This window comes from Acinetobacter courvalinii, from assembly GCF_014635545.1.
Classification (GTDB): domain Bacteria; phylum Pseudomonadota; class Gammaproteobacteria; order Pseudomonadales; family Moraxellaceae; genus Acinetobacter; species Acinetobacter courvalinii.
Map to the genome: position 1 here is coordinate 1,277,161 of NZ_BMDA01000001.1, position 11,938 is coordinate 1,289,098.

Below are 11,938 nucleotides of genomic sequence, written 5' to 3' on the forward strand. Positions count from 1 at the left end.
GTGATTTATTTCTCTCTCCTTTTGCTTCAAGACCCGTTATGGCTAAATCTGCATCTGTTTCGCTTGTCTACCGACTGAGCATTTTTTATCGCTTTGTACTGAGCTTTGTAGTGGGTTATCTGTGCATGATGTATTTAAGCCTCGGACTCGGTTCATTATTTAGCCACATATTAGACAAGGCAGAAGCAATCTATCTTGCCGCATTTATTTCGATTCTGTTTTATCTGGGCTTTATCATTCTGAGTTTTTGCGCACATTCACTGTGGAAACTCAGCTTGACCACTCTGGTGTTGACCGGCGCAATGTTTGGCTTATCTGTGGGTTTAAATTAAAAATGCAAAATAAAGGTGTTCGCCAATCAATGGCATGGTTACATGCGTGGACGGGTCTGATTTTTGGCTGGCTTTTGTTTGCTATTTTTTTAATGGGCACCAGTTCGTACTATCGTCACCAGATTAATTTATGGATGCAACCGCAACTGGCGCAGGTTCAAGTCAATCAGGATACTGCCATCACTACAGCGGCCAATTATCTGCAAACGCATGCGGGAGATGCCAAATCATGGTATCTCAAGGTGGCCAATCATGAAGAACCGGTCAATAAAATGTATTGGCAACAAGCCAGTGGGGCTTATGAAAGCCGTAGTCTGGATGCCAATACAGGGCAAGAGTTAAAATTGTCGGCTACCCAAGGCGGCGATTTCTTTTATAACTTCCATTTTCAACTGTATGGCGTTCCTATCATGGTTGGACGGCTGATTGCCTGTCTTGCTGCCTTTATTATGCTGATCGCTTTGGTCTCTGGCATCATTACCCATAAAAAGATCTTTACCGATTTCTTTACCCTCAGAACCTTTAAATCGCAGCGTTCCTGGCTGGACTTTCATAATGTGTGTTCGGTACTGGCACTACCCTTTTTCCTGACCATTACCTTTACCGGATTGGCGATTTTCTTTTATCTGTATTTGCCGTGGGGCATGCAGAAACTTTATCCAGACAATCCTTTTCAATACTTTACCGAGATTCGAACCACGGAAAAAAGCACGTTTCATCAAGCTGAACCGCAAAAGGCGGAGATGTTGCCGATTGGCACTGTATTAGAACAAGTTAAACAACAATGGGGAGATCAAGCCTTAGCATCCATTGAGGTCAAAAATCCTAATACAGACCAAGCCATCATTACCTTTAAACAATTGGAAGATCGTTCGATTACCTTGAATCAGGCACAAATTACCTTTGATGGACAGGGTAAGATATTGGCCAATACCCGAAATGAAAGTGCAGTTGCCATCTTAAATGCAGGTGTTTATGGCCTGCATATGGCGACGTTTGCACAACCGTTATTACGCTTTGCTTTCTTCTGTTCAGGCATTTTAGGTTGCTTGATGATTGCGTCTGGCCTCTTGTTATGGAGCTTAAAACGTCAGATTCAAAATAAATCGGATCAATTCCATTTTGGCTACTATCTGGTGGACCGCTTAAATATTGCAGCTTTTGTCGGTCTTCCGACCGCAATGCTGGGCTATCTATTTGCCAATCGCTTTGTACAGGTGAGCGACACTACGCCCAATTATGAAATTTATACGTTTTTTAGCGTGTGGGGATTAAGCTTTATCATCGCATTATTCACCCAAAAGCAATATTTATGGAAATCACAGATTTTCATGTTTGGATTAGTAGCCTTGCTTCTACCGATCTATAACCTGATTTATCTAATCAATCACCAGCTCATTACGGATTGGCCAAGTTACTGGCTATTTCTACGGATTGATTTGTTCCTACTGGTCTGCGCCCTATTTGCGGTGTTTATTTTTAGAAATATTCAGCCGATTCAAGCCAAATCTACCCAGAAAATCAAGACCAAGTTAGCAAAGCAGCAAGAGGTCAACGCATGATTCTGTTGAGCCTTGTATTGATCCTGATCGGGATGATGTTGCTGTATAAATGTAGCGCCAAGCAAATCAGCAAAACCAAACAACAAGCTTTCATACGCTTTAAAACACAGTTGAAAACTTTAGCTTATGCCTGCTTCTTGACCGCAGGTAGTTTGCTCTGCTTTAGCTATGGCAGTTCAATTGGCTTTATCAGTTGGTGGATCTTCGCGACCCCCGTCACTTTTTTATTGGTGTTGTGGGTTAATGAGCTTAAACCGGCTAAAAAATTTAAATAATCTTGATACAACAGCTATCCTTAACTTTTGCTAAGGATAGCGTTATGGCTAAAAATTAATGCCCGTGATGGCTATGCTCTTCCTGAGCAGCCGTTTTATCTTTGTCATCACAACATTTCATCTTTTCACATCAATCTTTTTCATGGGTGGCCTGTTTTTCTTTACAGCAATCAGTTGCAGCAAAAGCAAGTACAGTCGTGGCCAATAATAGTGTTGAAAGCAATACGGTTTTAATATTAAACATGGTCATGTCCTTGAAATAAAAATAAGAAATTTGAATTTATACAAACAGGACATGATTTGGAGGACGATAAGGTAACTGATAAATGCCTAAAGTCAGTTGATCTACATAGGCTGAATTTGCTGTTTTAATGGATTGTATGCTTCGTTCAATGGAATGATGGCTGTATTCAAATGTTGCAGCAACACAGCACAGACTCTTTTGACAGTGTGATGTATCCATTTTGCCACTGTCCATCCGGTCATGCTCCGTCATCCTAGACATTCCACAATCTGACATTGCATCGTGATTTGCAATGACGTGCTCTACGACAGGTTGATTCACCTCATTCATAGACACAGCCATCGCATAGCTATTGGTGATTAAACCCATAGCAATCAGCAATGAAATAAGACTTCGAATGAAAATAGACATAAGCGAAATGATCAAACATACAATCCGTGTATAAATCTCAAAATAAACCACTCGCAGTTCAGAACGCAAGCTGATCAGCATAAAGATGGCCTAAAAACTAGAAAATTAGCTTTCTTTAGCTTTTTTTTGCATAAGCAAATCATTATTCATCACAACGAGTTATCTCAAAAAAGCATAAGATATGCTGATTTTTGCATATTTAGGCATATTGTCGATGTTTGGTCCTATAGAATTTATTATGGCTGGGGTATTGGTTGGCTTCTGTGTCGGTATCACAGGTGTCGGCGGTGGTTCACTCATGACCCCTATCCTGATCAGTCTGTTTAAGATCGAACCTCATATTGCCATTGGTACCGATCTACTTTATGCCTCAATCTCTAAATTCTGCGGTTCAGTTGTTCATGCCAAAAAACTGAATATTGTCTGGCCTATTGTCCTCTGGCTTGCCTTAGGCAGTATTCCTGCATCATTTGCGACGTCTTGGGTACTCGAACATTACTTAAGCCAATCAACGCATTATAAAGCTGTGCTGACCATGGTCTTGGGCTTTATGTTGACGTTGACGGGTATTTCAATTGTTTTCCGTGCAAAAATTGAAAAGCTGTTTGACCGTTTCCGTAACCGTGAGCAAGCGAATATGGAAAGCGAGCAACATGCTTTGCAACACAAACGTCATTACATTGTCATTATGGGAATCGTATTAGGTATCTTTGTTACCCTGTCATCCGTGGGTGCCGGTGCCTTTGGTATCATGGCATTGGTCCTGATGTTCCCGAATTTACCCATGATCCGTATCATTGGTTCTGACGTGGTTCATGCGGTATTACTGACAGCAGTTGCAGGCCTTAGCCACATGTCTTCAGGTAATGTCGACTTTAGCCTGTTGATGTGGTTATTGGTCGGTTCGATCCCGGCCATTATTGTCGGGACTTTAATCAGCTCACGGATGCCAGAAAGACTGATTCGTAAAATTTTAGGGATTACCTTATTTGCTTTGGGCGTGAACTTTATTGTGAACCCGGTAAAAACCAAACCGAAGCCAGTTGAGACGCATCAGGCTGTCGTTGTACAGCAGACAAGTCATTCAACAACAATTGTTTAAGCGAACAAATGCCGCTGCTTTCTGCATAAATTATCGTTATTGCTAGTTAACCGGTCGGCATTTCATGCTATATTCGCAGACAAAATAACCTCTTTTTTCGATTGAATTTGTGACAGCAATGAATACTCTACAGTCAAATCCAGTTTCTCAGCCCGATATCGATGATGTAAACATTAAAAGCATTCAAACGCTGATTACACCAGCAGAATTGAAAGCTGATCTTCCATTATCTGAGGCTGCGTCTCAAACTGTGTTACAAGGACGTGCAACTGTACGCAACATTTTAGATGGCAATGACAAACGTTTGTTTGTCGTGATTGGCCCATGCTCAATCCACGATCCTAAAGCTGCACATGAATATGCTGATCGCCTGAAAGTCCTGAGCGAAAAAGTAAAAGATACCTTATATCTGGTGATGCGTGTTTATTTTGAAAAACCGCGTACCACAGTAGGTTGGAAAGGTTTAATCAATGACCCTGACATGAACGACTCTTTCAATATTGAAAAAGGCTTGCATATTGGTCGCGGCTTATTGATTGATTTGAATGAAAAAGGATTACCTTGCGCGACGGAAGCACTTGATCCGAACTCACCACAATATTATCAAGACTTGATTTCATGGTCTGCGATTGGCGCACGTACCACTGAAAGCCAGACTCACCGTGAAATGTCTTCTGGCCTTTCCTCTCCTGTCGGCTTCAAAAATGGTACTGATGGCGGCTTAACCGTTGCAACCAATGCGATGCAGTCAGTTAAACATGGTCACAGCTTCTTGGGCCTGAATGAAAATGGTCAGGTTGCGATTATCAATACCAAAGGCAACCCTTATGCACACGTGGTATTACGTGGTGGTAATGGCAAGCCGAACTATGATGCAACATCTGTTGCAGAAGCTGAAGCAGCTTTGGCAAAAGCCAAAGTCAGCAACAAGATCATGATTGATACCAGTCATGCCAACTCAAACAAAGACCCTTACTTACAGCCTTTGGTGTTGAAAAACATTACAGAGCAAATTCTGGATGGTAACAAATCCATTGTTGGTATTATGGTTGAAAGTCACTTAAAAGGTGGTCGTCAGGATATTCCTGAAAACCTATCTGACCTTGAATACGGTAAATCAGTGACTGATGGCTGTATTGACTGGGAAACTACAGAAAAAGCCCTACTCGAAATGCATGAAGCATTAAAAGATGTTTTACCTAATCGTTAATCTTTAAATAGATGTAAAACAGGCTCTTATGAGCCTGTTTTTTTGTTTTGAACTACACGGATATGTTTTGAACTAAGCTCTTATTTTCATTATACTGCAGCCACATTTCTCCTACGACGTATCGCTGATATGAAGTCCAGTTTTCGTCAACATTTGCTTAAGTGGCGTGCCTATTTTGGCGCGGTGACTTTGCTATGTTTACTCTGGCATATCTTCTTACCAACGATGGTCCATACAGGCATCGTACCTGCACTTTATGCAATGCCAAGCCATTGCCAGGTCACAGAAATACAAAATGTCTCGTTGATGTCTCAAACCCATTCCGGTCATCATCAACACAGCATGCACGACATGCATCACGGACCGCAGCTCCAGCATGCAAAACATGCCCAACTGAGTGAATATGCACAGCAAGTTTTTGCGCTTGCAAGCCAGATCATGAAGCATTGTCCTTTATGTTCCCATGGCCTCGATGCTGCTGCGATCGTCCCGCTGATTGCATTCATTATTATATTTCTACTGGCTTGGTTCAGTCGCGTTCGCAGCCTGTGCCATTCGTGGACAGAAGATCTGCACATCGCCCGCATCTTCTATATTTTTCCAATCAAACAAGCCCCGCCACTCGCTTTATAAATCGCAAATTTTACTTCGTGCCCCGTAAATAACGTTGGTACGTCCTTAGTTCTTGCTTTTTTTATAGAGTTCAACATGAATACTCAATTCCGTTTGTCTGTATTAACGGCTGCATGCCTGTCTGTTGGCTATAGTTCCGCTGCTTTTGCTGAGACTTCGCCTTCTGAGACCACCAAAACCTTAGCCACCATTGTGGTCACCGCAAGTCGTGAAGGTGAATCGATTAATAATACCCCTGCTGCGATTAGTAAAATTAACAGCAAGGACATCGAAGATAAACATGCAACTTTTATTGGACAGGTGCTGAATCAAACTCCAGGTGTGTTAATGAACGACTTGGGCAATGAACAGCATATGATGTCTATTCGCCAACCGATGACCACAGCAGCCGTTTATCAATATTTAGAAGATGGTGTCTCGATTCGCCCTGTGGGTGTGTTTAACCACAATGCCTTATATGAAGTGAATCTGGCGGGTATTGATAGCATCGAAATTTTACGCGGCCCGGCCAGTAGCTTATATGGCAGCAATGCGGTTGGTGGAACAATTAATTTCCTCACCAAAGCACCGAGTGCTACACCCACAGCCGACCTTGGGATTAGTGCCAGTTCTGAAGGATATCGCCGTGTCGATGTCGGTGCATCCAATACATTTGATAGCGACTGGGGCGAGCATGGTTTAAGAGTTTCAGCCTATGCCAGTGATCGTGGTGATAGCTGGCAAGACCATGCTGAAAGCAATAAACAGAGTATGACGCTCAGACATGACTGGCGCATCTCTGATGCCACCCAAATCAAAAATATCGTCAGCTATAATCATTTAAAAGCGGATATGACCGGTAGCTTAAATCTGGATGATTATCGCAAACGTCCAGGATACAGCTACCAAACCTTTACCTATCGTGAAGTGGATGCTACACGGCTTTCTTCTCAAATTAACCATCAATGGAATGATCAGCAACAAAGCCAAGTCACCTTGTATTATCGAGACAATACTACCGAGCAAAACCCAAGTTATAACATCCGTACCGATGTTAAAAATGGCAAACCGACGGGCACCTATAGCGGACAAACCACCTATAACGCTTTTCAGTCCTATGGTTTAAATGCCCAGCATTCGGCTACATTGGATCAGGTCAAACTGATTGTTGGGGCGATGGTTGACCATTCTCCCAACCAAGCCAGAACCAATGATATCCAAGTATTTCGTGATCCAAATAGCTTGGTTTATACCGGTTATCAACAACGCCAACGCTTACGTGACTTTAATGTAGACGTCAATAATCAGGCGGTTTATGCACAAGCCAATTGGCAAGTTTTACCGACTTTAAATCTCGTCGGTGGTGCACGCTATGACTGGATCAGTTATGACTATGAAAACAAATTAACTCCGTCAAAAACCACGGGCGCACCGAATGAAAAACGCGATTTTCATAAGGCCAGTCCTCAACTCGGTTTTGTCTGGAACCTGACGCCTGCGATTGACCTTTATAGCAATTGGTCACAAGGCTTTGTACCACCCGAAGTCAGCAGTTTATACGGGGCGAATCTGGTGACACCGGACTTGAAAGAAGCCACATTTAATAATATCGATGCAGGTCTGCGCTTTAAATTACTGGATGATCGCTTAGAGGGTGAAATCACCTTATATCGCTTAGAAGGCGAAGATGAAGTGATGAGCTATACCAAGCCAGATAACACACGCGAACCACGCAACACAGGTAAAACCTTACATCAGGGAATTGAAATTGGAGGAACCTGGAAGCTCAGTGATTTATATGATCAGCGCTTAAAACTCTCAGGCAGTGTGGCCAAACATGAATATCAGCAGTTTCAACCGTCGAGTATTTTAGATTATAACGGCAACACCATGCCAAGTGCGCCGAAAACATTTGGTACGCTTGAATACCAGATCAAGCCCATACCTGAGCTATTACTTTCTGCAGAAGCGGTTTATGTCGGTTCTTATTGGATTAACGATGCCAACACGGAAAAGTATGATGGCCATACTTTGCTAAATCTACGTGCTAACTACCGTAAAAATGCTTATGAAATCTATGGGCAAATTCTGAATGCCACAGATCAGCATTATGCGGAAAGTACGTCGTTTAGTAATAACCAAGTTAGTTATACCCCGGCTGCACCACGCACCTACTTATTAGGTTTAAGTTACCATTTTGGGAAATGAGCAATGAATGCCAAGCAACTGAAAAAGCTACTGTCATTACACCGTAGTTTTGGGATGGTGTTGGGCGTTCTCGTTTTACTCTGGTCTTTAACAGGTGTGTTGCATCCAATCATGAGTGCAACACAACCCCAGCCTGTAAAACGAATGCCGCCACCTCAACAACTGGATTTAACACACGCCCTAGCAGCAACGGATGTTCTGAAGCAATATCAGATATCGCAATTTTCGGCCTTACAGGTGATTGAATTAGAAACCCAGCAGATTTCCTATCGCATATTACAGCCCAATCAAAAGATGGCGGAATACTATGACAGTCAGACCGGCCAATTGCTGAGTGATGCGGAACAACACGATGCCGAGCGTTTGGCACGCTGGTATACGGGGCTCTCTCAACAGGAAATTGTATCCAGTCAGCTGATCACCGGATTTAGTGATGATTATCCGAGCGTGAATCGATTACTGCCTGTTTGGCGTGTTGATTTTCAAAATGGTTTACGTGCCTATGTCGATCCTGCACAAGCACGACTGGCCACGCTGTCTAATGATCAAAAGATGTGGATGGCAAAAATCTTCCGCTTAGGTCATACCTGGACCTGGGGTGATCAGGCCTGGACCGGCCAAGCTGTCCTCATGCAGATCGCCTTGATTGGCATACTGTGCATGCTTGTTATGGGCATTGGCCTATTCTTTAAGATTCATAATCGGCGCAATCACCGTCTAGGGCAAAAACCGCTCCGCTTTCTACATCGTTATTTAGGCATCAGTTTAAGCGTATTTATTCTGCTTTGGGTGCTCAGTGGTTTCTATCATATCTGGCAAAAAAAGCCTGATATAAAAAATATTCAACCTGTTTTTCATACTGCCGATTTAAGTACTGAGGTTTGGCAGCAGGTCACTCAGCAGCCCATTCAGCGTCTTGATCTGGTTCCAACCACCTTTAGCCAGACACATACTCGTGCTGCCTGGATGATTCAAGCCATTGGACAAAGCCCTTTACAAGGCAGCATGAGGGCGGCAAGCAAAGTGCATGATCATCACGCATCTCATACAGCAGCTCCCGCGATTCAGTTTGTAGATGCGGGTAATGGTGAACCGCTTGATATTCTTGAACAAAGCAAACAATTAGCTGCAAGCTATTTAGCTTTACAACCCAAACAGGTTCAACAGGCCTCATGGGTGACAAGTTTTGCTGGAGAATATGGGTTTATCAACAAACGGCTACCGGTGATTAAGGTTGAAACTCGGTTAGAGAATCAACTCAGACTGTATATTGAACCGAGCAGCGGTGTGATTGCAGCTCAGGTCACACAACAAGATGCTTTGGAAGGCTTTAGTTTTGCTTATTTGCATAAATGGACATGGTTGCCAATAGATAAAACGCTTCGAGATATCATTCTGGCTACGATCGCGGCACTAGTTGCCTTACTCGCTGTACTTGGTTTCCGAGTTCAATTGCGTAAAAGCTAATATTACTCAAGTGATCCTTCTTTTTTAGGGAGGATCACGCCATCTCAGGCAAGTAATTTTTTAAATGATATAGAACGAGGCTATCACAGTACTGAGGAGCACACCTGTTTCAGCCAGCTCAATTGCAGCGCCTACAGTATCCCCAGTAATCCCGCCGATTCGTTTAACAAATAATGATCGCATATAAAAGAGCATCACTAAAAAAACCAGCAAGGCAATTAAGCCAAGCCATTTAAACATACAAAGCAATGCAATTGTAATGACAAAAACCATCCAAAGTCGCTTTTTTGGCATGAAATCGGTGATAGAACGGCCTAAGCCTTGAGCACGGATATAAGGTGTGATGAGGAATAAAAACAGCGGCACACTGCGCCCAAGCATGGGCAAGACAATTAAAAAAGCAGCCATGTGCTGTTCAAGCAAAACGTATAAGGCCACAAATTTTAGCAAGCAGACCACAACTAAACTCAGCACCCCGATTGGGCCACATGCAGGGTCTTTCATGATGTTCAAGGTTCGTTCAGGATCACCAAACCCACCGACCCATGCATCTGCCGTATCCGCTAAACCATCCAGATGTAATCCACCAGTCAGCCAAATCCAGAGTACGAGAATCAGTGCTGCACTCAAAATGATCGGAAGCTTTGCCAGTAACATGGCAGATGCAAACAAAATGAGACCAAGTAATACACCCACCAAAGGATAAAACAGCATGGCCTGAGCATTCTGCTTTGCGCTTGGCATCGTTTTGAGTTCAATGGGTAAAACAGTCAAAAACTGCAAGGCAATCCAAAAAGGTGTCATGCAACCTCTCAATGACAACGGGTTCATCATGCCTGAATTATGAAGAAATAAAATTGGGAATAGCAAGCGATTCCCAAATGAAAAGCTGAATATCTTAGATTATTGAATTTGATAACATTGTTTGAGCTTCAAATAATCATAATAAAAACTGTTCGTACTATAACGTGCGTAGTTACAACTTGGCTTAAACAAGGTTTCTTTCTCGTTATAGAACATTTTTACCAAGGTTGTACCTTGCTTGTCTTGATAAATATCCCATTGTAAATTTGCTGCCATAGGTGACACCACCTCACCTCGCCAAGTGCTGTTGTTGTAGCTATAGGTTTGACGTAAAGGTAAAGGCTGCATCATGTTGTGCAACTCTAAACTAGTCGCCAATGGAATGATGATTTCGGCATGCGCAAAACGTAATACCGCACGATGTGCTTGCTGCTGATCTACAATCGCATCAACCTGTTTAAAGAGATCCTGCTTTAGACCTTGCGCAATTGCACTGGTGACGTTGTTCGACTCGGTAAAACTTGGCCCTTTACTATAAAAATCATTGGCATCGTTAAATTCAGCATAAAATTTTGCTGCATCTACAGGCATATACCGATCAAAATCTACACCTTTCAATTCGGTTTTCATACCACCTGAGATTGAATATAACTCATAGACATAGGCTGCAGCATCCACCGCACTGGCAATACTATTTTTGCCCTTGCCTTTTTCAGTGATGGTTTCACCTTTAGGTGAAATGACGCTATATGAACCGGTATTACTAAACACATAGCCAGTGCTTCCCAGTTTTTGAATAAATTCTGCTTTGAACAGTGGATTCAATACGCTCTTTGCCACTTGTTCAGCACGACTATTTTTCGCAAGTTCATCCAGCTTATTGGCCAGATCTGTATCCTCTTCTTCAAAATGCTGATACGCCTGACTGGCATCGTAAATGGCCTGTTGTTGTGCTAATAAAGGCTGTGCTAAATCTTGATCTTTGTTCAAACTATGAAAATAAAGCTTAAAACGATCCACCCCACCATCTTCAATCGATGGCACACTACTACTGGCTAAACTGGTGTATGAAATTGGGGTGATGTGGGTCTTTAATTGTGGTTGCTGTTGAATCAGTTCAGCAGTAAAGAACTTTGCACTGTCCACCGCACGGTCTACGCCTGAACTTTGCACTAAAATTGAAGCTGGTTGGGTCGAGTCAGCTTTAAATAGATCGGGTAAGCGTTTTAATAAGCGATCTGCAATTCCACGATGCTCCTGAATACCGGTCATGGATTCGTTACCATAGCCAAACTGACGAATGCCCTCTACCCCATAACCCAGCAGAATATTGGCTTTCATCATGGTTTCTAAATCTGCCCCCAGCTTTTCACCTAAAGGTGTGAGTGCATTTTCAGCTTTGGCTTGTTTCCAAAGGTTATACAACGCTAAATCATATTTAATACTGGATAAACCGCGCGAACCATGACGTGCAACCAATTCAGTAAATACAGGCTGAAAGCCTGGTGGAGTCGCTTGGTATTTGTTTAGGTCTTGCTGAGGCTGATAAGGGGTTTTAGTTTGATAATATTTTGATGGGCTACTGGTTTCAGGGGATGTCGGGTGGTGTTGCTGGTCATCGTTATTGCAGGCTGCCAATAAAATGCTCGCGCATAACATGCTGCTTTTTAATAATATCTTCATGAATGATCGATTTATTGCTCAAGAAATT

At 42.7% G+C, this 11,938-nt stretch carries 11 protein-coding genes and 1 pseudogene; 8 read left to right on the plus strand and 4 right to left on the minus strand.

The features are described from left to right. Positions 1-38 precede the first annotated feature (38 nt). The 3 genes from IEV39_RS05715 to IEV39_RS05725 are packed head-to-tail and all read left to right on the plus strand — an operon-like array spanning position 39 to position 2,169. Positions 39-332, plus strand: coding sequence for a hypothetical protein (locus tag IEV39_RS05715; protein ID WP_005285714.1), 294 nt, complete (start codon positions 39-41; stop codon positions 330-332). Positions 333-334: 2 nt separating this feature from the next. After that, the gene (locus IEV39_RS05720) at positions 335-1,894 is read left to right on the plus strand and encodes a PepSY-associated TM helix domain-containing protein (RefSeq protein WP_032883152.1); all 1,560 of its coding nucleotides are present in this window, start codon (positions 335-337) and stop codon (positions 1,892-1,894) included. Further along, positions 1,891-2,169, plus strand: coding sequence for a hypothetical protein (locus IEV39_RS05725; protein WP_005285712.1), 279 nt, complete (start codon positions 1,891-1,893; stop codon positions 2,167-2,169). Before IEV39_RS05720 ends, IEV39_RS05725 begins: the two co-directional genes overlap by 4 nt. 55 nt (positions 2,170-2,224) lie before the next feature. Here the strand turns inward: IEV39_RS05725 and IEV39_RS18640 are convergent. Continuing rightward, positions 2,225-2,413, minus strand: a pseudogene (locus IEV39_RS18640) (hypothetical protein). Between the two features lie 36 nt (positions 2,414-2,449). Next, the gene (locus tag IEV39_RS05735; RefSeq protein ID WP_032883244.1) at positions 2,450-2,824 is read right to left on the minus strand and encodes a hypothetical protein; all 375 of its coding nucleotides are present in this window, start codon (positions 2,822-2,824) and stop codon (positions 2,450-2,452) included. A 214-nt stretch (positions 2,825-3,038) separates the two neighbouring features. Here IEV39_RS05735 and IEV39_RS05740 point away from each other — a divergent pair, with 214 nt between their 5' ends. The 5 genes from IEV39_RS05740 (at position 3,039) to IEV39_RS05760 (ending at position 9,423) form a co-directional block, all read left to right on the plus strand. Continuing rightward, positions 3,039-3,926 carry a sulfite exporter TauE/SafE family protein gene (locus tag IEV39_RS05740; RefSeq protein ID WP_005285709.1) on the plus strand — a complete coding sequence of 296 codons (888 nt, stop codon included), beginning with the start codon at positions 3,039-3,041 and terminating at the stop codon, positions 3,924-3,926. 118 nt (positions 3,927-4,044) lie between these two features. After that, on the plus strand, positions 4,045-5,136 hold the full coding sequence (locus IEV39_RS05745; protein WP_005285707.1) for a 3-deoxy-7-phosphoheptulonate synthase: 1,092 nt from the start codon (positions 4,045-4,047) through the stop codon (positions 5,134-5,136). Between the two features lie 129 nt (positions 5,137-5,265). Next, positions 5,266-5,769 carry a hypothetical protein gene (locus tag IEV39_RS05750; RefSeq protein WP_005285705.1) on the plus strand — a complete coding sequence of 168 codons (504 nt, stop codon included), beginning with the start codon at positions 5,266-5,268 and terminating at the stop codon, positions 5,767-5,769. Between the two features lie 75 nt (positions 5,770-5,844). Next, complete coding sequence (locus tag IEV39_RS05755) at positions 5,845-7,956, plus strand: TonB-dependent receptor (RefSeq protein WP_005285702.1); 2,112 nt, start codon at positions 5,845-5,847, stop codon at positions 7,954-7,956. Positions 7,957-7,959: 3 nt separating this feature from the next. Beyond that, positions 7,960-9,423, plus strand: coding sequence for a PepSY domain-containing protein (locus IEV39_RS05760; protein ID WP_005285700.1), 1,464 nt, complete (start codon positions 7,960-7,962; stop codon positions 9,421-9,423). Positions 9,424-9,483: 60 nt separating this feature from the next. On the opposite strand, the gene IEV39_RS05765 is transcribed toward IEV39_RS05760, so the two are convergent. Together IEV39_RS05765 and IEV39_RS05770 are read right to left on the minus strand one after the other, a co-directional pair. Next, positions 9,484-10,227, minus strand: a complete 744-nt coding sequence (locus IEV39_RS05765; RefSeq protein ID WP_005285698.1) for an adenosylcobinamide-GDP ribazoletransferase — start codon at positions 10,225-10,227, stop codon at positions 9,484-9,486. 99 nt (positions 10,228-10,326) lie between these two features. Beyond that, positions 10,327-11,910, minus strand: a complete 1,584-nt coding sequence (locus IEV39_RS05770; protein WP_032883151.1) for a histidine-type phosphatase — start codon at positions 11,908-11,910, stop codon at positions 10,327-10,329. Positions 11,911-11,938: the final 28 nt, after the last annotated feature.